The organism is Mycobacterium uberis, assembly GCF_003408705.1.
Taxonomy (GTDB): Bacteria; Actinomycetota; Actinomycetes; order Mycobacteriales; family Mycobacteriaceae; genus Mycobacterium; species Mycobacterium uberis.
The window spans coordinates 224,562-247,092 of sequence record NZ_QAYL01000002.1; the positions used below are offsets into that span (position 1 = coordinate 224,562).

The window sequence follows — 22,531 nt, forward strand, 5'->3', positions numbered from 1 at the left end:
CGCCAGCTCGAGGAGGACGGCGTGCTCAATCTAGCCCCCGGCCGCACCACTAACGAGCTAGCACACGACGCTGGTAACGTCTTTGACGTACTTTACAAACTAATGAGCATAAACTGCAAAGATATTCCTATGGCTACTAACCAGGAACTCAGGACGCCTACCGAATGATCACCGACCTCGACGACCACCTGTAGTCGCGACCATCAGCCATACCGTTGACGGTTGAACAGCCCACCGCGTTCGACTCATGAGCGCAGATCCAGTGAGGACAGTCAATGCGGTGGCATGTACCGAATACGCAACTACCACCTGACGATGGCGATCATGGTGCTAGGTAGTACTAACACTAGTCGTGCTCGCAATGCTGGCTGCGTTCAGCGCTTATCTTGCCGGTACCATGGCCCGGGCTGTGGATGTAGCCCGTGTTTACTGGCTCCGGCGGTGCCCACGAGCTAGCAACACTGCTACACAACAACGGTGTCGAGGTCATCGGAACCGACATCATCGATGACGTCTAAAAGGCAGCTCGCCGCGACGCATTAATACTTACTGGCGACTCAGAGCCAATACCTGATCGACAGTGCAATATTGAATCTGCTGGCGACGGCCACGGCGATTTCCTGTTGGTGGATCCAATGGCGCGAACCCACGAGAGTGCCTGGACTCGAAGCGGCGCATCAAACTTGCGACAGCAACTCGAATTGCAGATTACAGGAATCTAATCGGGTCTAATCAGCCCGATTCGGGCCAAGCGACATCTACGAAGCAGACAGCGGCCTGGCGGCAATCAACTGTGATGATAGGGCGCTGCTCTAGTATAGCGACACCGCATGAACCATCATGGTGTTCCGTAGCACCGACTTCATGACCAATGATGGCCTGTTGGAGGTCAACAATGCCACATAGCGCTAGCGATGAATCCTGCTGGAGGTCGACTCCATCTAATTTGGTACGCACCTCACCGGGTTTAAAGTGAAATATGTCTAGCCGACATCGACTGACGATCCAATTTCATAGAATGTGATCTGGATCGTCTGACCGCTGTGGACCGTCTTGCTGCTGGCCCTGTGGAAGGGCTGGGGACTGGTCCACCGGCAGCCGAAAAGTTGCCTATCGTCGTATGTGCGTCGAAAACGGTGGAAGGCTACAGGCGTCTGTACCGATCCCGCAGAGCTCGCCAGCGCGTCAGTGCTAGCAGCAACGGTACCCCGGTGCACCGGGACCCATTCGGAATATGCTTGTTACCACCTATTCAGCCTGCCACTGGCCAGCGATACTGGCCTACTACAACTCGCCTGTACACTCGACGAACTCGAAAGACAGGTCATCTACTCATGACACAGTCAGATTCTACCCAGAACCCTGGTACTGAATTGTCTGGCCTCCTCAGAATCTGCGCGTGATGCACTGCTGACGTTACGCGCCGAGATCGCCAAAGCTGTCGTTGGACAGGACTAGGTCATCAGCGATGTGGTTATCACACCACTGTGTAGTAGGTGCGTACTGCTCGAAGGTGTTCCGGGAATGGCGAAGACGTTGTTGGTGCGCGCTGGCTGCCGCATTGCAGCTGGAGTCCAAGCGGGTTCAGTTCCCCCTGACCTAATGCCCGGTGATGTCACTGGTTCGCTGGTCCATGACGCGCGCACTGCCGCTTTCGTATTCCGCTTGAGTCCAGTGTTCACTAAATCTCTTATTGACCGATGAGATCAACCAAACCTACCCGGAACAAAGGCTGCACTGCTTGAGGCGATGAAAGAGCGTCAAGGGCAGCGTGGACAGCGAACCCAAGGCGCTTCCCGACCCATTCATCTCGCCGTCGCGACACAGAACCTAATCAAATAGGAGGGAACTTAATCAATTGCTCGAAGCCTAACTCGACCGTTTTCTGGTCAAACTGAGCGTGTCCTTGCTGTCGAGCAACATCGAGAACGATATTCTTGACTAGCCACTTACACGTTTTCGATCCTTGCAATCTGTCCGCGATCAAACCGCTAGCCGCGCTAGCAACCGACCACGAAACGGTACACCAGGAACTGGCCACCGACGAAATGCTAGGTTACATTGGCGACATCGTCACTGCCACTCAATCCTCCTCCATGCTGCACCTGAGCACGTCGCCACACAGAGCGATGGCGCTGCTAGCCACTGTCCGGCCGTGGTCATAGTTGTTTGACCGCAACTACGTCACTCTTGACGACATGAAAGCCATGGCCCAATCCAACGTTGAGACACCGGATGGTACTATGACCGGAGACCGAGCTTGAAAGCGCCACACCCGAGAGCATAACTCCAAAGCATATTAACGCTCAGTTCTATTACTCTACTAGTGATCCTAACCGAGCTTACCGGCTTAGTAACGTTGCCCTTTGTCCTACCGACCACGGTGTCGCTTTGGCCAGTAAAGGCTTTCCTGGCATTGCTGATGCTGCTATTGACCACCTTAGCTATCGATGTCACGTTAGCGACCAACACCCACTAGCTGCGATATACTCAATCTCATCAGACTACTCTCCTCGACTCATCCAGCTGCTCGTAGTGGACTTGTTGATTCACAATGACAGTTGTAGCCGGTTCCGCGGTCAGGTCCGCGATGCTTGGCCGCCCAGCGCACACACTGAACCGCGCACCCATGCCGTCGACATCGTTATCGGGCAGCGCCAACATGCGACACCGTACCGCGACCAATCCATCGCAGCTACCAGAACGCGGCCATGGTAACCACCCGATCGATTGGCCCACTAGAGTTGGCGTGCCGACAGAATTTCCAGCGGGTGCTCGGTGTCATCTGAATGTTGTCGTCGTTTCTGTCTCGCAAACACTTACCGTCACGGCTTGCCAAGCTACGTAAGTTATGTCGTCGGTGATGACGTGCGTTCGATCAACTGTCGCGCAACTGCACGTCGTGCTGACGTCATGGTGCGCACGTGGAGGCCCGAACACGACCGGCAGGTGGTGGGTCGGTTCAGCGTCAATCCAACCTCTGCTGATCTGGTAAGTTAGCCATGACTGGACTGGTTGATAGACGCCTCACTGCTGCTGGCAGCGCTGGTGTCGCGCACCGAACTTTTTGCCCAGCTTGTTGATGTAATGTACCGATTACAACTTAACTATTCTTGAATCTTACTGATAAGCAATGGTTTCCGATATTTTTCTGTTCACACGGTGGCGATCATTGGTGTTGTTGATCGATCGCAACGCAACAGCTCTAGACGAGGGCCTGTCGCTGATCTTGCCGCAGATATCAGCCAAACATCAGGTAATGAGCGCCGCCGTCACAGACCCATGCGTCGACCAAATCACCTCAGGGTGGTCTCTAGACAACCACAGTGTGCAATACTGCAGTGGCTGAACGAGCACACAATGACCAGCGTTCCATAACGTCGCTATTGCGCCATAACGGGATGACCGTCGTTGACGTGACACCCGCAGAACCCGATCCCGTGCTCACTGACCGTGATATGGCGATGAAAAATATTGGACAACTTGAGCTTTCAGTATTGATATCGGAATCGACCCCGTCGCTGCCCGCAACATAACACGGATACAATTGCGGGACTAGGGCATGGAGCTGATCCGTCCCCGCCGGTTCACTAAATCAGCCGACCAAGACCACGGCGAAACCAGCGATGGACACCGAGGTGACGCCCACAGCTCGTTCAAACCGTGTATTATCGAAAAACGTCGACTTGGCGAAACCACGTCAATGACATCGTATTATCTTTAAATCAAAAAAAGCTAACAGTGCACAAGCGACCACCAACAACTAGCGTCGTTACGCTGGGCTCCTGTAAGACGGGCAACAGCGCCAATCCTGAAGACGCGGCTTATGACCGTGCCTCAACTGGTGAGAATCGCGTCAGGAACTTTATCGAAATCACCATTCTCACAAAATTTCTCGGTACGACAGTCTAAATACCCAATATACGACAAAAATTCCACTTCGGGGATAATTCCGATTCCCACTCGAGCAAATATCAGCAAGAATGACGATGTCACCAACACCTCAATTAGCACGGAGGTCGACAGCACGCCTACTAATCCCACCGCAACCTAGACAACACCTAATCCTTGTTCGGCAAGCACTTGTTCACACAAACGGTCATCGGTCGACATCACCAACCACCCCAGGCACATCACGGTTGTCGCCGTCAAAAACACCACTGTCAGCTCCAGCAGCACATGCAGCATAAGCAGAGCCTGCAGATAAAAGCCTCCGCTGACCTAGGACATCGGACCTGCGATCAGTCCTAGGGGTTGGCGGCGTTTTGGAAGAGCACAAACAGGATCGGTATGCAGAGCACGATGGAAAACGCTATGCACTGCGTCGCCACCCAGGAGTTGTTCGCCCGCACGCTGAAGGTGAACGACAAAGCTGGGTGCACATTACAATTAAGAAGCGACATCGCGATTCACCAATTCGCCAATTTCACTTGGTGTTCCGACGGCTAACTGTACTTTGGGATCGGTTGCTATCCAAAAAACAATAGCCAGCACTACGCTTGAATAACGCAGCTCCTGTCCCAGCCTCACCGCCATGTTCAGTAGGCGACTACGAGAAAGATACAGTCCAAAACCGGATCAAGGTACCACTGGACGGCGCATGCGCGGCCGTCACCACGGCACAAGCGTACGCGATCAGGCTCGAGAGCCAGCCAATCGGCAGTGTATCCGACCCGATCGTGCTGGCCTACCGTAACATCGACAGATGTGTAGACACCTGCTGGTAAAGTTCGACCAGTTCGTCAACTGTAGCGCCAGTCACCGACCAACGTTATCTTTAATTCATTGTTCGAGCCGGCCCCACATCCCGCGATAGGTCGGCACGAATGCGTCGACATTCACTCTGCTCGGATTAAAATCGCAAGTTCAGCAAATACTGAGTCTAGTGGGTTGACATCAGCCTGTACCGTTCGAGAATATGTCAGAAGTGGTAGCCGGGTACGCTATGGTGCTTGACGGTCAGGTCACCCAGTTGCCAGTGCGGCCTGTGAAGCACGCTGATCAATATCACACTGATATTCGCCGGTTACGTGCTCACTGCAAGACATCGCCGCGAGCTGATGCGGCTTCGTCCAACTCCGGTCAGCCCGCCACTGTGGTCACCGACAGTGCCTCAGTATCTCGTCCCTCTCGGATTCTCTGGGCCGCTCTCGGCGGTACCTGGTTCCTGACCGCAGCAAACGCCGTAGTCAAACAGAGATGGATTCTCGTCTCCAACGCTAATGTGCAGCAGCAGCCGCGAGTATGGCGACGTCGCCGACTAGCAACGCCCATCCGCCCAATGGAGACAACGATACCGGCGGAGCGAGTCGCAGAGAAAACAGGATACCGACAACACCGTCACCAGAGATGTAGTGTAGAATCATGCGCCAAAGTCAATAAAACATCTACAGTAGCGACCCCGACACCGTCGTGAGCGCCAGCCCCCACTTGACCCAGAATCGCATGCTTCAGCGACGGTTGCCCTACGTCGATTCCGGCTGCACTCTCGGTGCCGCATTCAATATTCAATCGTCAAGTTGTCATTCTTCCCGTTCATCACACGGTGCTACTCGCATGCAGCTGCATGCAAACAAGACTACCACCGAAAGCGTTGCATCATATTATCCAGTCAATATATCACGATATATCAAGAGCGTGGTGGATGCTCCGCAAACACAAATCACCATGAATATGAACAACACGTTTGCTTCTCCTACCAAAGACCTCCGTAACCGAGCCAAGCCTCGGATTCGATTTCAGCTTTGGCGCGAGCGATCCACACGACAGCCGGCGCGGTGACGCGCGAGCGGCCATTCTGGTGTTGCCCACCGAGCGGCCAATGCAGGGCTACGAGATGCTCCAGCAGATTGCCGAACTCAGCAACGGAATATGGCGAACTAGCCTTGGTTCAGTGTACCCGAAGCTACAACTGCTCGCCGACGAAGGATTGATCGCAGCAGATGGAATCGACGGCAGCAAGAAGCTTTTCGAGCCGACCGACGATGGTCGGGCCACGGCCGAGAAGGCCACGACCCCGCCATGGGACCAGATCGCTCCAGGCACCGATTCTAGACACATCAGCCTGCGAACAGCAATGGGCCAGCAGTTCGGTGCGATCAAGCAATTTACACACACCGCCAGCGTTGACCAGCAGCAGCGCATCGTGGAAATCATCAACAACACACGACGCGATATCTACGACATCTTCGGCGAGGATTGACCTGTCCTGCGAGCTCACATGAACTGCTGGCCAGAACGACGTGTCATTGTGCAAACGCGCACCCTCGCGTCACTCGGCGAGCTAGGTAGTGAACGCTCCAACGAGTGTTGATATAGTCCTGCACCTATACGGTCGAACGAACCAGATGCTTCACCCGTAACGACACCGGACCGGAAGGGCCGGAAGTGAGGCATCTAACCGAGACCTACTTCCTGTCGGCAGAGGATGAGCCTGTTAGCAGTCACTGCGTCAGGACATATCGATCCAATCCAGCGTCCGCTGCACGGCTTTACACCAGCCCGCATACCCCGCGGCACGCTTGTCATCGTCCCACGTCGGCGTCCAACGCTTATCCTCTTGCCAATTGGCCCGTAGGTCTGACAGGCCGGCCCAAAAACCGACCGCTAGGCCCGCCGCATAGGCTGCACCCAGCGCAGTGGTCTCAGCAACTACCGGGCGTACTACATCCACGCCCAGCACGTCGGCCTGAATCTGCATGCACAAGTCGTTGCCTGTTATACCGCCGTCGACCTTCAAGATCTCAAGGCGCACACCGGAATCTGCTGCCATCGCGTCCACCACATCCTTACTTTGATAGCAGATCGCTTCCAACGTTGCTCGAGCTAGATGTGCGTTGGTGTTGAACCGTGATAGCCCTACGATTGCACCTCTTGCATCGGATCGCCAATACGGAGCGAACAACCCGGAGAATGCCGGCACAAAGTACACCCCGCCATTGTCAGCGACCTGACGGGCCAGTGATTCGCTTTGCTCAGCGCCACTAATGATGCTCAGCTGATCACGTAACCACTGCACCGCTGAGCCAGTCACAGCGATTGAACCCTCAAGCGCGTAAACCGGTTTGGCATCCCCGAACTTATAGCAGACGGTGGTCAGCAAGCCATTGTTGGATCTCACGATCGTCTCGCCAGTATTAAGCAGCAAAAAATTTCCGGTTCCGTAGGTGTTTTTCGCCTCCCCCGCGTTCAGACACACTTGACCGACCATCGCAGCATGCTGATCGCCCAAAACCCCGGTTATCAGCACTTCGCCACCGACGGGTCCATCGGCTAACGTGACACCGTAAGGCTGCAGAGACGACGACGATGCAATCACCGGCAGCATCACCCGAGGGATGGAGAAGAACGACAAAAGCTCGTCATCCCAATCCAGAGTCTCCAAGTCCATCAGCATGGTCCGGCTGGCGTTCGTCACGTCAGTGAAGTGCACGCCTCCACGCGGACCACCGGTCAGATTCCACAACAGCCAGGTATCAGAGGTGCCAAAAAGCGCGTCACCGTTTTCAGCGGCAACGCGCACCCCGTCGACGTTCTCTAAGATCCATTGCAACTTGCCGCCGGAGAAATAGGTAGCCGGCGGCAGGCCGGCCTTGTGGCGGATCTCCTCTCCGCGACCGTCTCGGTCCAGCATGGCCATGATACGGTCGGTGCGAGTATCTTGCCAAACGACCGCGTTGCAATACGGCAACCCGGTATTCCGATTCCACACCATCGTCGTCTCGCGCTGATTTGTAATGCCAAGCGCTGCAATATCTTTCGATGATAACTTAGCGGTGTTGAGCACCGACATCAGCCCTGACTCGGCATGCTCCCATATCTCAACAGGATTGTGCTCGACCCAGCCGGCACGGGGCAATATCTGCTTGTGCTCAAGCTGGTGGTGGGCCACTTCAGCACCGTTGTGATCGAAGATCATGCAGCGGGTGCTGGTAGTGCCTTGATCGATGGCTACTATGAATTCAGCGAACTCGACCAACTGCACTCCTCCGACATAAACTGTGATACTTCATGTAATCATTTATGATGGTCTATCGGTCGATTAATCAATTAGGTAACCGAAACACTTACGTTACCGCCGGTGGACCTGTTGCATCGGCGGTGTGGGTGAAGAGGTCAAGTACACCAAGTATAACCGCACGCATCAGCGATAGTACCACCACAAAATGGGGTGGTACTTGAACGTCTTCGACACGACGCTTGCGCAGTGCCAATTCAACGCCGACCAAGCGCTCACTGAAGTATAGGTTGGATACAACCTTGTTGACACTAAACTAACTACCAGCCCGCCAGGTCGAATAAATACATGCCAGGATGCCACCGCCGATCCCACTTACCAAAGCGAATTAGACGCTTAAAAATCAGACTCAACGTTCTACCCTGGTCACTTCCCAGGCACACTAGTCTGGATGGCCGAAGTGCACGCCAGCCTCAACAAGGTTGAAACCAAGACCAACTTCGACAAGTCCCATATAGTCATGGTCGGCATTTTGTCCACGCTGATGCCAGAGCATCCGATCGAAGACCGGATGAACGACTCGGCGCGGTATGCGGCCTTCAACGAGTCGACCTTCCGCTCCCGCGGCGAGAACATCCACATCAACATTGCCGGCCCAGAGTAACTGACCTAGCACACCACCGCTATAGCACATGAATATTCTTGAACTAGAAAATAATTGAATTTAGAGCTAGTTCCGATGGATTTCGCTGTCAACTGAAACGCGGCTCAGGTTCTGGCCGGCCCGCAGCTGGCATTGGACGCAACCTCTCCCTACTTTTTCACTTACCAACTGTAGGAAGAAACCCGCATCGAACTACTCACGCAGTACATCTACACCCGACACGAACAACTCAAGCCCTAAGGTGTACTACCGCGAGTATTAGTTCGGCGAACAATGGATCACCTTGCTACTACGGCGCGCTACGCAGCATACTAGAAGAGTCTAGTTAACACCCCGAGTAAGGATTATCTACACTGCGGCACAAGAAAATTATTGTGATTCTGCACGAAACAGCATGAAAAACTAGCTGCATTGGCCTATGTTGCGCGGAGCTACAACACAGAAATTGGTGTTGGATACCTTGCTGCCGATGGCCTGCGGAAGAGTACTGTAGGGGAGTATAGATGCCAAGGTATGCGACCGATTCCTTAACGTCATCTAGGGTCGCGCCGGGGCCGGTAGCAGCGCGTACGTTGAGGACTATCTCATCTGAAGTAATGGCCTGATACATTGTCTACTATGAACAGAGTCAATTCGAGGGCACACTGCCGTAGAGTATTCGGTGAGCCGCAGACGGAGTTGGCTGCGCTGATGGCGTCAGGCAATTTCCGCAGTGACGTGTTGGACACCGGCTACGGGTTTACCGAACTGTAGTTGGCACTGACTGACGACGGTCACGCCGCGGTCGGCATCGATCTCACACCTATCACCGTCGCGGCGGCAAACAGGGCAGCTCAAGAACGTGAGTTGGCTACTGCCAGCTTCATATAGATCGATATTACTTCGTTGACCGGCTATGACGGGCAGTTCAATACGGTGTTCGACCGCACTCTGTTTCACTCGTGGTCGGTATCAGGATCGCGGTGGATACCTTGAGTTTGGTGCACCGCGCGGCGACTCCGGGCGCCAGTTAGTACGTACGTGCTGATGTTAGCCAAAGGCGCCTTTCCCGCCGAGCGGGAAACAGGGCCCAATGAAGTCGACGGGGCCGAATTACGCGTCGCAATGAGCAAGTACTAGGAGATCGACGAGATTTGGCCCTCCGATATTCACGCCAACATGCCGCAGATCTCCGGGGCTCTGTTCGAATTTCTGTCGTATGACCGCTACGAACAGAGCCGGATTAAGTTTCCCACATACCTGTTGACAGTGCATAAAGTGTAGCTGGGATATGCTCTCGGGCACTGGTGCTAAATCCGCTGGTGTTTCCCACCACCATTACCTCACCAGCCCAGCGTTTTTCCGCGGTATTAAGCGGCATTAAATAGCCGTGGTTGCGCTCTCCAAGTCTTCGGCGAAGAGAACTAAGTCGTTGGCCGTGGTACCCGCGTACGAAAAAATCCGCAACACCGGTTGCCCTAAGTTACAGAGACGCTCGCTCCACTGAAGCGTAGGTGGTCAAAATCCGCCGTTCAGCGAGCAGCCATGTCAGTACCTCCTACGGATAGACACCCTCGTCTGAGTCCAGATTGGTGATTGCGCTCGACTCGCCGACCTCCTCAACCACCCGCTACCCACGTACATTCCGGCTGATGCTGCCCAGTACGTCCAGATGTGCTCACACGCTCGCTGGTTCACATGCCAAATATTCACCAGATGCTACAAAAACCTAATATCGCAGCAATATTAATCTAACATAGTTCGAAATTGCTGGGCCGCAGCTAAATTCGTCTACACTGACTCCAGGTCCGTTAGTTGCGGATACAATTGCTGCATCAACCCAGGATGCATTGCAAGGAATGCCCATACCGCGCGGCCTTGTGATCTGCTTGCGCAACTACGCGTAAGTCATATCTGCACCTATCGCGCAGTTCACCTGATCCAGCGCTTGAGCGACGTCTGTGACCAAGCAGTAACCTTGACTCGTCGCAGAATTGGGCTATCAGCGATAGCGGTTTCACGACGTCGCTGTGGTTGGCCGCAGCGGTTAGATGGGTTAGATCAGACGGGTCTGCGGCCAAGGCGAAAGCCGCGTCGTCAAGAGTCAACCTACCGTCGACGGGGGTGGTCAGCGGTTGGCAAACGAATCCATGCAAAACCATAACGGCCAGGCTGAGACCTCACAACAGGCTTTCTCCGGACCACATTACCGCGATTAAAATCGTAAGGAACTCCGCGCATGGTTCGGGTGTGAGGTTGTCGATCGCCGACCCTCAGAACACAAACCAACGCCGCCCAGCAGCGGAAATCTTGGCTATATGTTCCTCGAACTCACCGCAGAAGGCTTTGATCTCGACACCTGAGTACTCGTGTTGAATAGCGGTTGCGGTCACCGACAGCATGCTGGCATCGACGTCAAACAGTACGAATCTATGCAGTGACCCATGGTCGCGCAGCGCGCCTAATAACAGCTTGGTCTTCTCCGACGTCCCACTGCCCAGTTCCACCAAGATGTCGACTTCTACGCGTGCCGGGTAGTACTTAGGCAACCACGTGATCTGGTTGAATAGACCGCTGTCCGCTGACATCGTAAACAAATTAGGCGGAAACGACTTCGGAATCTTATGCAGGGTATCTAAACACATTGCAATGCAACTCGTGATACTATGTACATTAGTAGCGAAGTGGTTCGCTAGCGGCAGTATCATCAAGATCCTTTCGGGTACTCCAGGGAAATCTAATGGGGATACTTTGGGCGGCAACCTCGACCAGACGGCGGCTCAGCACATCCTCCCAGCCATAGACGTCGTCAAGCGGTTTACTGGCTAGCACCACACCGTAGTAGCCGTGCAGAGTAAACAGCGTATAGGGCTAAACAGTGACCAAATAACCGAGAGCCATTGACAAGCAACATATTCAGTCGAGCATTTAGCTCGGCGAATGCGATCTACACGATAGTCTCTCCCAGCACGTCGCGCCCACGTACAAACATGTTGACCACGAGTATCGTGCTTTAACAAACTAATTAGATGGACAAGCCCGGAAGCAACACAGCACGATAAACAACACCGTTGTGCGACTATAACCAATAGTCGTCACTTAACACCGCGGTTGCGCTGGCTTCAATCGGCATGCCGACAGTCGTCTAGCGCACCGTGGCCACCACTCAATAGCTGCGCAGCGCAGACACTATCAAGTCAAACGACCCATCGGGACCCACGGTGACGCCGGGCTGCTTCAGCGCTATGGCACCCTGCCTGCCACAACGTGATCGGAAAACCCGACACCCCAACCCGTCGGCGTTCATCAGCCCGTGCTTTTGCCGATGCGGAGCATAGGACTACACCCGAAGACTGTGCGGCAGGTCAAGCACCAACAAGGACACTGTTACCTCTACTCTCAGTTACCCCAAGTGACGGCACCTCAAACATCCCGCGCAAACCGGAGACCGCAGAAGATCTGGCGGCGAACCGAGTGATCCCAGTTGCGGAAGCTAGGCCGCAGGATGGCAGGTTCCACGGCCCAGGACCCACTCCGCAACACACGATAGTCACCGTCGAAAAACGGCTGGTAATAGCACTCACTAAATCATGGGAACAAACCCCGGCCAGGGTCACAGCGGTGAGCTAACCCACTCCCAAACATCGCCCAGCATCTACTACGGCCCCATAGGCTGACATTCCGGCCGGGTAGGCGCCGGACTCAGCGCACTTCCACCCAGGTTGGCGTGGGCTTCCGTCGGTTACTTGACTCTCCAAGGGATAGCGACGCTGGGTGTTCGTTGCCAGATCCCAGGCACAAGCCTTCTCCCACTCCATCTCAATGGACAACCGTGCGCCAGCCCAGGCTACGTAGGTCTCAGCTTCAAAGTATGGAGACACGTTGCACCGGTTCATCAACCGGAATGTCTTCGACACGGCCAAACCGAATGCGGGTGTACCCGTCGGGGACGCCAGTAATTGCGGCGCGGTCAGACCCGTACACTGGTAGTGCTGCCAGCTACGAGTTAGCTACCATCGTGAGTCGGTGTAGCCGTCGTCATCGACGAAGTGTTGCCATTCGCCATTAATTGATAACAGGACATTGGCCAATCCGGAACGCCAGTACTTTTGACGACGTGAACGGGACACTGATTACTCTCTGCCGGCACCAACACCCATAACAAACGAGTCTACCGGACACGAACACCGACCCGGCGCACAGATTCACTGCCTGAAACTTTCGTCGCGTTGGCTTTTAAATATTGTACCACCGCTCCGAACACGAAGGCCACTTGGTCGTCCGCAGGGTCATCAGATAAGGCATCACAGGCATCCAACGCAGCAGACCACACGGTGCCGGCAATCGGACCGCGCCCGCTCCGGAGACAGCAGCGATACTTCGACACGACTACCATGGGAATGCTTGAATGGTGTCGTGGAGGCCCTCGACAGCCGACGGCACTATCCTGAACTGATTCAGATCACCACATCGCAGCAACCACCGCTCCTCCTGCTAACCGAGATGTGCGCCATGTCCCACACCAGTAGGCTCATCAACGGGTTACACTGCCAGCAAAATTCGGCATCGCCAAAATTAACTAGCCGCCATGTCGGCATCGGTTCGGGCTAAATGCGACCGGGTCGTCAACCGCGCAGCCTCGGCAACCGTAGTTGCGATGCCGTTGCCTGATTATCTAGCCGGAAAAGTCGTCCCTGGGACAGCCGCCTTGGCTAGACTCTGCCGATCAGTCGCTCCATCACATCGCTGGACTGCGCCGGTGCGGTTTGCGGCAGCGACGGCCACACACCGGTTAGCCGCCGTGTACAACCACTGGTCACGCAGACCGACCCGGGCCGGGGTGGCCACCGATTCAGCAACGAGGTCAGCGGCGACCGTGTCGTCGAACAGATCAACCAGTGTGAACATCAGACCAGCAGGCATCCGGCGTGTTATCGAGGTAGTGAATTTCCAGCAACTGCCATGGCCGGACCGGTGGGAACAAGATAGTCAGGTGCTAGTCCAGATCTGCGAGGTCAGACGGCTATCGTCGACCGTACGTCCAGTCGGCGAAAACCACATAGTTGTGTGACCGCTGTAAGATCCCAACCTTCCAGGTTGTGTGCCAGCATCACCGGCGCCTTAAGAGCTATAGCGCGCCCAGTCGGTGTAGGAGTCGTCGCCATTGACCCTAAAGTGCGCCCGCAGCGTGCGGAATCTATCTAGCCCCACACCCGCTGCTGAATGGAGGCCCGGCCAGAGAATTCCCCACTGAGTATCAAGGAGTTGGCGGCAATCGCGATCACAGTGAGCACCAGCCCGTGCACCAACCACACCCACACAGCCCATCAGGCTGGTGGCCTGGCGTCCACGTTGACCTATACAGATCTGAGTCTGCGTGCCGCCCTGGTAGGTCACAGCGTGTCGAGACGCTAGGACGGTCTGCCAGCTGCCACACACGAGCTCGGCTGTTACCAACCGCGAGTCCTGTATGTGGCTCCAGGGCTTTGGTCGTGGTCACCATCAAGTAGTTGCGCTGGTTGATCTGCACCACGCAAACAGTAAAATGCAAACCTCCCCGAGACGCGAGGTCGACCGGCAACAACTTATTGACATCAATGTAATGCACCCCGGTCAGGTCATCGACCGACGCAGTGTCCACGTGCAGCGCGACTGGTTAGTACTGGCGGCCGAACCCGACTCCTTAATTGGCAAAGCTGTCACCGCAATCCTGCAAAAACTCGGTGGGGAACTCGATGAACTCGCACAGGTCTGTAGCGCTGATGCCGTAGTCACCAGTGCGGGTTCCGGTACCCGCTGTCGGACCGAGCCGCAGCACTTTACCGTTGCATCAGCGGTTGCAGAATTGGCTCTGAGGACAGCGCGAGTGGATTGGCGTGCGCTTCCCAAGAAGCAACCCGAAACGCCTATACGACACACAAACACAACGCGGGGTATAACGAGCACCGCGCGGCCCGGGTGGAAATCACCCATGGATTCTATAGTTGCGTGGCTAGTAATTCAGCGATCTGGATCGTGTTGAGCGCCGCACCTTTGCGCAGGTTGTCGCCAGAAACGAACAGTGCCAGGCCACGCCCGTCAGGGATCCCAGGGTCGCGCCGGATGCGGCCAACCAGTGATTCATCGACGCCGGCAGCAGCTAGCGGCGTTGGCACATCGACCAGCTTCACACCCAAAGCGCCATCCAACAGATCACGGGCTCGTTGCGGCGACAACGGCCGGGCGAATTCGGCGTTGATCGACAGCGAGTGCCCAGTAAACACCGGAACCCGCACACAGGTACCACTGACCAACAGGTCGGGAATGCCCAGGATCTTGCGACTCTCAAAGCGCAACTTCTGGTCCTCGTCCGTTTCGCCTGAGCCGTCGTCCACCAGTGATCCGGCCAGCGGCACCACATTGAAGGCAATCGGCGCAACATACTTGCTGGGCGCGGGGAATTGCACGGCACCACCGTCGTGTACCAGCTGTTCGGCAACGTCGATGACCGCACGCGCCTGAGCGGCCAACTCGGTCACCCCGGTCACGCCACTGCCGGAGACCGCTTGATACGACGAAACCACCATCCGCATCAGCTGAGCTTCGTCGTGCAGCACCTTGAGCACCGGCATCGCGGTCATGGTGGTACAGTTTGGGTTGGCGATGATACCCTTAGGACGATGGTGCGCATCCCTATCAAAGTTAACTTCGGAGACCACTAGCGGCACTTGCTCGTCCTTGCGCCATGCCGACGAGTTGTCGATCACCGTCGCTCCGGCAGCGGCGAAACGCGGCGCCTGCACTCGCGACATCGTTGCGCCGGCGGAAAACAACGCAATGTCTAGACCGGTGAGGTCGGCCGTTTCGGCGTCTTCCACCTCGATTTCCTGGCCGCGGAAGGCTAACGTACGGCCCTGCGACCGAGCCGAAGCAAAAAAACGCACGGATTCGGCCGGGAAATCACGCTGGTCAAGCAGCGTACGCATCACCTCGCCGACTTGGCCGGTGGCACCCACCACCCCGATCGACAGACCTTTGGTACCCATTACCGTCCTGTCCCCGCGTACACGGTAGCCTCGTCCTCGCCGCCGAGTCCAAACGCCTCATGTAACGCCACGACGGCCTTGTCTAGTTCAGTGTCACGGCACAGCACCGAGATCCGGATTTCCGAAGTGGAGATGAGCTCAATATTGACACCAACCGCAGCCAGCGCCTCGCAGAAAGTCGCCGTGACCCCAGGGTGGCTGCGCATGCCGGCCCCGATCAGCGACACCTTGCCGATGCGGTCGTCGTAGAGCAGTTGGGTGAAGCCGATCTCGTCTTTAAGCGAGTCCAGTTTTGCCACCGCGGTGGGCCCGCTGTTACGGGAGCAGGTGAAGGTGATGTCGGTCTTGCCGTCTTCGACCTTAGAAACATTCTGTAACACCATATCGATGTTCACGTCAGCATCGGCGACGGCACGGAAGACCTTGGCCGCATAGCCTGGAATGTCAGGTATCCCGACGATAGTCACCTTGGCTTCGCTGCGGTCGTGCGCGACTCCGGTCAATATGGGGTCTTCCATAGGTATGTCCTTGATTGATCCTACGACGACGGTGCCCGGTTTATCTGCATACGAAGACCGGACGTGCACCGGAATATTGTGGCGACGTGCGTATTCTACGCAGCGCAGCATCAACACCTTGGCGCCGCAAGCCGCCATCTCGAGCATCTCCTCGAAGGTCGCAGTGTCGAGCTTGCGGGCGTTGTGCACGATCCGCGGATCGGCGCTAAAGATGCCGTCCACATCGGTGTAGATCTCACAGACGTCGGCACCTAATGCCGCGGCCATGGCGATTGCGGTGGTGTCCGAGCCGCCGCGGCCCAGCGTAGTGACATCGCGGGTGTCTTGGCTCACGCCCTGGAATCCGGCGACCAATACGATCTGCCCTTCGTCGAGCGCAGACTGCAGCCGGGTCGGTGTGACATCGATTATCTTGGCGTTGCCGTGGGTGCCAGTGGTGATAACACCAGCTTGCGAACCGGTGAACGAACGAGCCTGAGCGCCGAATGATTCAATCGCCATGGCCACCAGCGCGTTGGAGATACGCTCCCCCGCGGTTAACAGCATGTCCAGCTCGCGGGCTGGCGGAACCGGGCATACCTTCTGCGCCAGGTGTAGCAGGTCATCAGTAGTATCACCCATCGCGGAAACCACCACAACGATGTCGTTGCCCTGCTTTTTGGTCTCGACTATGCGTTTGGCAACGCGACGAATCCGATCGGCGTCGGCCACCGAGGATCCGCCGTACTTCTGCACGACGAGCGCCACTGTTGCACTGCCTTTCTGGGGACACCGCTGGCTAGTCTGGTCCAGAACAGAATACGTGGGGCAGGCACTATGACGATGTGCACTGCATGTCAGGCACTTGGCGCTCGTCAGCAATTCGCAGCCGGTGCGTCCGACATTATCATGCAGCACACTGGTGGTATCAACGAGATTTGCCGGCTGAATCTATAAAATTTTTAAACTTTATCATCTACTTTAGTTAACACGCTATCAGATATACATTATCGGAAACCAAATAGATTCTCCAGTTACCGGAATATTTCACGGATTTCTGACGGCTGGAATCACCAGGTTTTACCGGGGGCGACACAGTGGCGTTTGTAATCACGGCGCCGTAACTGGTACTGACAGCCGCATAAGATTTGCAGGAAGGCAGTTCGTCGGTGGGTGCGGCCAACGCGGCAGCCGTGTCAACGACGATAGTAGTACTCACCAACGGTGCTGATGAAATCTTGGCGACCATCGCGGCACTCTTTTCCGAAAACGCCCAAGACCATCAAATGGCAAGCGCATATGCGACCACGTTTTACGAGCAGTTTGTGCAAGCCTTGAACTCCGCTGCTGGCCGTTACACAACCAGCGAGGCAGCGAACGTAACGCCTCTGCAAAAAGTGCTTAACGCGATAAACGCACCCATCGAAGCGGTATTGGAGCACCCGCTTAATCGCTAACGGCGGCGCCGCGGGGGGTAATGGCGGCACCGGCGGGCGACTGTTACATTCAAATTGAGTCAATCAGGTACCTATGGCTGAAAACTGGTGCACAGACCGAAACGCAGACTGCGGTTTTGGCGGCAAGACCGATCGCGGTAGAGTTCAGATTGTGCAGTGGAGGCTCCTCCTCGAACGCCGCGACGGGGTCTGATCCAGACCGGCTGCCTGTCGCGGAATTTTGCGATGCGCCGGTCTAGGTTCTTTCTGGTATACTCGGAGCAACTATCGTGACTTCTAACCCCGACGTCTATACGTCAGTTCACAACATCGTCAAACCCGCGGGCCCGCCCAGTCCCGGCCAACCTCTGTGGAATCCCCAGCGGGCTACGTCAATGCCGATCAACCGGTACCGACCGTTCGCCGAGGAAGTCGAACCCATCCGGCTGGTTGACCGCACTTGGCCCGACCGCGTCATTGATCGCGCACCTCTGTGGTGCGCGGTGGACCTGCGGGATGGCAACCAGGCGCTGATCGACCCAATGAGCCCAGCCCGCAAGCGCCGCATGTTCGATCTGCTGGTCCGCATGGGCTACAAGGAAATCGAAGTCGGGTTTCCGTCGGCCAGTCAGACTGACTTTGACTTCGTCCGCGAGATCATCACCAGCGGCGCCATCCCAGACGACGTCACCATTCAGGTGCTGACCCAATGCCGACCGGAACTGATTGAGCTCACCTTCGAAGCTTGTGAGGGTGCGTCACAGGTGATAGTGCACTTCTACAACTCAACGTCAATTCTGCAGCGCCGAGTGGTTTTTCGCTCCGACCGCGCCACCGTACAAACCATCGCGACCGACGGTGCTCATAAGTGTGTCGAGGAGGCTGCCAAGTACCCGGGCACGCATTGGCGGTTCGAGTATTCACCGGAGTCCTATACCGGTACCGAGTTAGAATACGCCAAACAGGTGTGCGACGCCGTCAGTGAAGTCATTCAACCGACGCCGCAAAACCCGATCATCTTCAACCTACCTGCCACTGTGGAGATGGCCACCCCCAATATCTACGCTGACTCGATCGAGTGGATGAACCGCAATCTGGCCAACCGAGACTCTGCCATCTTGAGCCTGCATCCACACAACGACCGCGGAACCGCTGTCGCCGCAGCCGAACTAGGCTTTTCTGCCGGTGCCGACCGGATCGAGGGCTGTCTGTTCGGTAACGGAGAACGCACCGGCAACGTGTGCCTGGTAACACTGGGGCTGAACCTGTTTTCCCGCGGCGTGGACCCCCAGATCGACTTCTCCAACATCGACGAGATCCGACGAATAGCAGAATACTGCAACCAGTTACAGGTACACGAACGCCACCCCTATGGGGGAGATTTAGTCTACACCGCGTTCTCTGGCAGCCATCAGGATGCCATCAACAAAGGCCTGGACCAGATGAGGATCGATGCAGATACGGCCGACTCGAACGTAGACGACATCCTGTGGCAGGTACCGTACCTGGCGATTGACCCGCGCGACGTTGGCCGCACCTACGAGGCGGTGATCCGGGTCAACTCGCAGTCCGGCAAAGGTGGGGTAGCTTACATCATGAAAGCCGACTACAGCCTGGCACTGCCGCGACGGTTGCAGATCGAGTTCTCACAGGTGATCCAGAAAATTAGTGAGGGAGAAGGGGGTGAGATCACCCCCAAGGAAATGTGGGACGCGTTCTTCGAAGAGTACCTAACGCCAGTGTGGCCACTGGAGCGCATGAAGCAGCATGTCGATGCCACCGACGAGGACGACGGCACCACTAGCATCACTGCCACCGTCAAAATCAACGGAGAAGAGACCGAGATCAGCGGGGTGGGCAACGGCCAACTGGCCGCGTTTATCGATGCGCTGAACCATGTCGGCTTCCCCGTGGTTGTCCTGGATTATTCCGAGCACGCGATGAGTTCCGGCGACGACGCACAGGCCGCCGCGTACGTCGAAGCGTCGGTGCATGGGCGGACAGCGTGGGGCGTGGGCATTGCCCCGTCGATCACCACCGCAGCGCTGCGTGCCGTCGTCTCAGCGGTCAACCGAGCTGTGCGCGGGTAGAATACAGCCGTAGAAGTCCCGCAACCAACACAAAAACAGATATTTAGCGAAACCTGGAAAGTCCATTCCTTAATCTCGGCTGTCGGCACGCCAGTTGTCTGGCTACCTCGCAGAGCAAATCAGTGCCGCCAACGCGGCAGCTGCAGTCACGGCGACTCGGCTACTGTGGGCTAGCACTTACGAGATTCGGCGGCCACCACGGCACTGCTTTCCACGACACAACAAGAGCTTATCAAGAAATCAGAACTCAACTGACGACATTTCAGCAGCAGTTCGTACAGTTGTTGAACGATGGCACGAGTTTTTATCTGCAGACCGACGTGGCCAACCCTAAGCTACAGCTGCTTAACACACTAAACACACCAACCGAGGCGATATTCGAACGTCCCCCTGATGGCAACGACGCCTCTCTCCCAAGACTTCACTTTGTCATTGACATGACTAGCACATCCGCGCTAGCCAGTCTGTTCGGCCACAGGCAACATCAGACATGGGCGGTCACAACAAGCTGACCTGGGTCACCCACCTCTCAAAACAACGTGAACTGCTCGTCGGTCGCCGCGGTGTCGGCAAATTCGTCCATGCTGGTGCCGCCGACGACGACGCGAACGCAGTCCATAAATTGCGCGTCAGAAACCACTGGCACACCCAATTGCCTAGCCAGATAACCCTTGCCCTGCGTAGGGGCAGCTTCGTTGCAAACCACCAGCGACGTTTCGCGGTCGACGGCCTCGCTGTAGGCCAGTCCGGCGTGCAGGATTCGCTCGACGAGCTCCTCGTGGGTGCGTGCCAACTCTGCCGCCAAGGCTACCCGCATGCCCTGGACCAGTGGCCTGCCGCGGACATATAGCCCCGGGTTGAGATACGGGCACGGCATGCGGGCAGCTAGCGCCTTCAACGGTCGCAGCTCGTCGTGGGTCACCCGGCCGTTGGGCCAGCGGTGTCTGGTGACCGGACGCACTGGAAGCCACACATCGAGTTGGCGCGCTCGCTTGAGCTCCGCCGCCAGCACCCTAGTCAAAACCATTGCATCGTCGAAAGCGTCATGCGGCCGTTCCTGGGGCACGCCCCAGTGCGCTGCGAGCGTCTCCAAACGGAGATTATCGATCCCCAGACCAAGCCGCCGGGCCAGCTCAACCGTGCACATGACGCTGTCGACGGGAAGTTCAGCTTCGGCAATCTCGGCCTCCGCGACAAGAAAAGCGTAGTCAAACGCAACATTGTGCGCCACCAGCGTACGGCCACGGAGCACCTCGGCTACATCACCAACAATATCGGCGAATTGCGGCTGGTCTTCGAGACTAGCTGCTGTAAGGCCATGCACGTAGGTCGGGCCCGGGTCCACCCCGGGATTGAGCAGGCTGACCAACGACCGCTCCACGCAGCCGTCAGCATCGAGGCCAAGTGCGGCCAGGCTGATGATCCGGGCTTGACCCGGACGAAAACCTGAGGTCTCGACGTCAATGACGGCCCAACCCACATCCGGCTCGCTGGCTGGCCGACCCCAAAACGTCGGATTCATAAATTTCAGGATTGCATGTAGAACGTACATCATCGGTGTCGCTGCACGTCGTGTCGGCCTTCAATTTAATGAGGGCGACCTGCTGCACCCGGCGCAAGCGACCAAGCTTGCGATCGCCCTAAACTGCGCGGGTGGTTACCGCCCGCGCACGTCTCGCCCTGGCCGCCGGGGCAGGCGCACGGTGGGCGTCGCAGATTACTGGCCATGGAGCTGGGGCGATGATCGGCGGCTTGGTAGCGATGACCTTGGATCGCTCAATTCTCGGCCAACTCGGAGCCGGCCGGCGCACCGTCATCGTCACCGGCACCAACGGCAAGTCAACGACAACTCGGATGACCGCGGCCGCACTGGGCACGTTAGGAACCGTAGCCACCAATGCTGAAGGCGCAAATATGGACGCCGGCCTGGTATCCGCGCTGGCCGTGAACCGTGGCGCTGAGCTAGCAGTCCTTGAGGTCGATGAGATGCATGTGCCGCACGTCGCCGATGCCCTCATGCCTCACGTCGTCGTCCTGCTTAACCTGTCGCGCGATCAGTTGGACCGAGTCGGCGAGATCAACGTGATCGAACGCACACTGCGCGCCGGCCTGGCCCGGCATCCGACAGCAGTCATCATCGCCAATTGCGACGACGTACTGATGACCTCAGCCGCCTACGACAGTCCGAACGTGGTATGGGTGGCCGCGGGCGGCACATGGTCGAACGACTCGGCCAGCTGCCCCCGCAGCGACGAGGTCATCGTCCGCGACAACGGGCACTGGTATTCCACCGGCGCCGATTTCAAGCGACCCAACCCTCACTGGTGGTTTGACGACAATACCCTGTATGGGCCCGACGGTCTGGTACTGCCGATGCAGCTGACACTGCCCGGCTCGGTTAATCGCGGCAACGCCGCTCAAGCGGTGGCCGCCGCCGCTACGCTGGGTGCCGACGTTGCGGCAGCCATGATATCCATCTGCGCTATCGATTCAGTCGCCGGACGGTACCAGAGCGTGCGAATCGGCGAACACACCGCCAGGATCTTGCTAGCCAAGAATCCGGCGAGCTGGCAAGAAGCGCTGTCAATGGTGGACACGCACGCTGCCGGGGTAGTTATCTCGGTTAACGGTCAGGTACCTGACGGCAAGGATCTATCGTGGTTATGGGATGTGCGCTTCGAACACTTCGAAAAGATCACTGTAGTGGCCGCCGGCGAACGGGGCACCGATCTGGCGGTGCGCCTGGGATATGCAGGCGTGGCACACACTTTGGTTCACGACACTGTAACCGCGATCGCCTCCTGCCCACCCGGGCCAGTAGAGGTCGTCGCCAATTATACCGCGTTCCTTCAGCTGCAACGCAGTTTAGCGCGCCATGGCTGA

The 22,531-nt window shown here is 56.7% G+C and carries 13 protein-coding genes and 7 pseudogenes; 10 read left to right on the top strand and 10 right to left on the bottom strand.

Annotation, left to right across the window (positions count from 1 at the left end; genetic code table 11):
* The first annotated feature begins 1,470 nt into the window (after positions 1 to 1,470).
* The 3 genes and pseudogenes from MUBE_RS16925 (at position 1,471) to MUBE_RS03180 (ending at position 3,536) form a co-directional block, all read left to right on the top strand.
* A complete protein-coding gene (locus MUBE_RS16925) occupies positions 1,471 to 1,704 on the top strand; it encodes an AAA family ATPase (protein WP_243632781.1) in 234 nt (77 codons plus the stop codon).
* 233 nt (positions 1,705 to 1,937) lie between these two features.
* Positions 1,938 to 2,165: a hypothetical protein gene (locus tag MUBE_RS16930; protein ID WP_243632782.1), complete on the top strand. Its 228-nt coding sequence runs from the start codon at positions 1,938 to 1,940 to the stop codon at positions 2,163 to 2,165.
* A 161-nt stretch (positions 2,166 to 2,326) separates the two neighbouring features.
* Positions 2,327 to 3,536: pseudogene (locus MUBE_RS03180) on the top strand (DUF58 domain-containing protein).
* A 301-nt stretch (positions 3,537 to 3,837) separates the two neighbouring features.
* Here MUBE_RS03180 and MUBE_RS03185 read toward each other — a convergent pair.
* Together MUBE_RS03185 and MUBE_RS15450 are read right to left on the bottom strand one after the other, a co-directional pair.
* Positions 3,838 to 4,782: pseudogene (locus tag MUBE_RS03185) on the bottom strand (stage II sporulation protein M).
* 437 nt (positions 4,783 to 5,219) lie between these two features.
* Positions 5,220 to 5,366, bottom strand: a complete 147-nt coding sequence (locus tag MUBE_RS15450; protein WP_165849667.1) for a hypothetical protein — start codon at positions 5,364 to 5,366, stop codon at positions 5,220 to 5,222.
* A 353-nt stretch (positions 5,367 to 5,719) separates the two neighbouring features.
* Here MUBE_RS15450 and MUBE_RS03190 point away from each other — a divergent pair.
* Positions 5,720 to 6,202 (top strand): annotated as a pseudogene (locus MUBE_RS03190) (PadR family transcriptional regulator); the annotation flags it as partial.
* Between the two features lie 249 nt (positions 6,203 to 6,451).
* On the opposite strand, the gene glpK reads toward MUBE_RS03190, so the two are convergent.
* The gene (gene glpK, locus MUBE_RS03195; RefSeq protein ID WP_116539521.1) at positions 6,452 to 7,978 is read right to left on the bottom strand and encodes a glycerol kinase GlpK; all 1,527 of its coding nucleotides are present in this window, start codon (positions 7,976 to 7,978) and stop codon (positions 6,452 to 6,454) included.
* A gap of 430 nt (positions 7,979 to 8,408) precedes the next feature.
* Here glpK and MUBE_RS03200 point away from each other — a divergent pair, with 430 nt between their 5' ends.
* On the top strand, positions 8,409 to 8,621 hold the full coding sequence (locus tag MUBE_RS03200; RefSeq protein ID WP_116539448.1) for a hypothetical protein: 213 nt from the start codon (positions 8,409 to 8,411) through the stop codon (positions 8,619 to 8,621).
* 608 nt (positions 8,622 to 9,229) lie between these two features.
* A pseudogene (locus MUBE_RS03205) lies at positions 9,230 to 9,884 on the top strand (class I SAM-dependent methyltransferase).
* Between the two features lie 899 nt (positions 9,885 to 10,783).
* Here MUBE_RS03205 and MUBE_RS03210 read toward each other — a convergent pair.
* From MUBE_RS03210 to MUBE_RS03245, 6 genes and pseudogenes are all read right to left on the bottom strand, one after another.
* Positions 10,784 to 11,230, bottom strand: a pseudogene (locus tag MUBE_RS03210) (L-histidine N(alpha)-methyltransferase); the annotation flags it as partial.
* Positions 11,231 to 12,023: 793 nt separating this feature from the next.
* Positions 12,024 to 13,198: pseudogene (locus tag MUBE_RS16935) on the bottom strand (SUMF1/EgtB/PvdO family nonheme iron enzyme).
* Between the two features lie 73 nt (positions 13,199 to 13,271).
* On the bottom strand, positions 13,272 to 13,508 hold the full coding sequence (locus tag MUBE_RS03230) for a hypothetical protein (protein WP_133297034.1): 237 nt from the start codon (positions 13,506 to 13,508) through the stop codon (positions 13,272 to 13,274).
* Between the two features lie 456 nt (positions 13,509 to 13,964).
* A pseudogene (locus MUBE_RS16940) lies at positions 13,965 to 14,461 on the bottom strand (DUF4185 domain-containing protein); the annotation flags it as partial.
* Positions 14,462 to 14,578: 117 nt separating this feature from the next.
* Entirely contained in the window at positions 14,579 to 15,625 is a 1,047-nt protein-coding gene (locus tag MUBE_RS03240) for an aspartate-semialdehyde dehydrogenase (protein WP_116539452.1), read from the bottom strand.
* Positions 15,625 to 16,890 carry an aspartate kinase gene (locus tag MUBE_RS03245; protein WP_116539453.1) on the bottom strand — a complete coding sequence of 422 codons (1,266 nt, stop codon included), beginning with the start codon at positions 16,888 to 16,890 and terminating at the stop codon, positions 15,625 to 15,627. The genes MUBE_RS03240 and MUBE_RS03245 overlap by 1 nt, the downstream gene beginning before the upstream one ends.
* 380 nt (positions 16,891 to 17,270) lie before the next feature.
* Here MUBE_RS03245 and MUBE_RS03250 point away from each other — a divergent pair, with 380 nt between their 5' ends.
* The 3 genes from MUBE_RS03250 to MUBE_RS19790 all read left to right on the top strand — a co-directional run bounded on the left by MUBE_RS03250 (position 17,271) and on the right by MUBE_RS19790 (position 20,160).
* Complete coding sequence (locus tag MUBE_RS03250; protein WP_116539454.1) at positions 17,271 to 17,579, top strand: PE family protein; 309 nt, start codon at positions 17,271 to 17,273, stop codon at positions 17,577 to 17,579.
* Between the two features lie 269 nt (positions 17,580 to 17,848).
* Positions 17,849 to 19,648, top strand: a complete 1,800-nt coding sequence (gene leuA, locus MUBE_RS03255) for a 2-isopropylmalate synthase (RefSeq protein WP_116539455.1) — start codon at positions 17,849 to 17,851, stop codon at positions 19,646 to 19,648.
* A gap of 122 nt (positions 19,649 to 19,770) precedes the next feature.
* Positions 19,771 to 20,160, top strand: coding sequence for a PE family protein (locus MUBE_RS19790; protein WP_116539456.1), 390 nt, complete (start codon positions 19,771 to 19,773; stop codon positions 20,158 to 20,160).
* 17 nt (positions 20,161 to 20,177) lie between these two features.
* Here the strand turns inward: MUBE_RS19790 and MUBE_RS03265 are convergent, their stop codons facing one another.
* Entirely contained in the window at positions 20,178 to 21,170 is a 993-nt protein-coding gene (locus MUBE_RS03265) for a DEDDh family exonuclease (protein WP_116539457.1), read from the bottom strand.
* A gap of 131 nt (positions 21,171 to 21,301) precedes the next feature.
* Between MUBE_RS03265 and MUBE_RS03270 the strand changes: the two genes are divergently transcribed.
* Entirely contained in the window at positions 21,302 to 22,531 is a 1,230-nt protein-coding gene (locus MUBE_RS03270) for a Mur ligase family protein (protein ID WP_116539458.1), read from the top strand.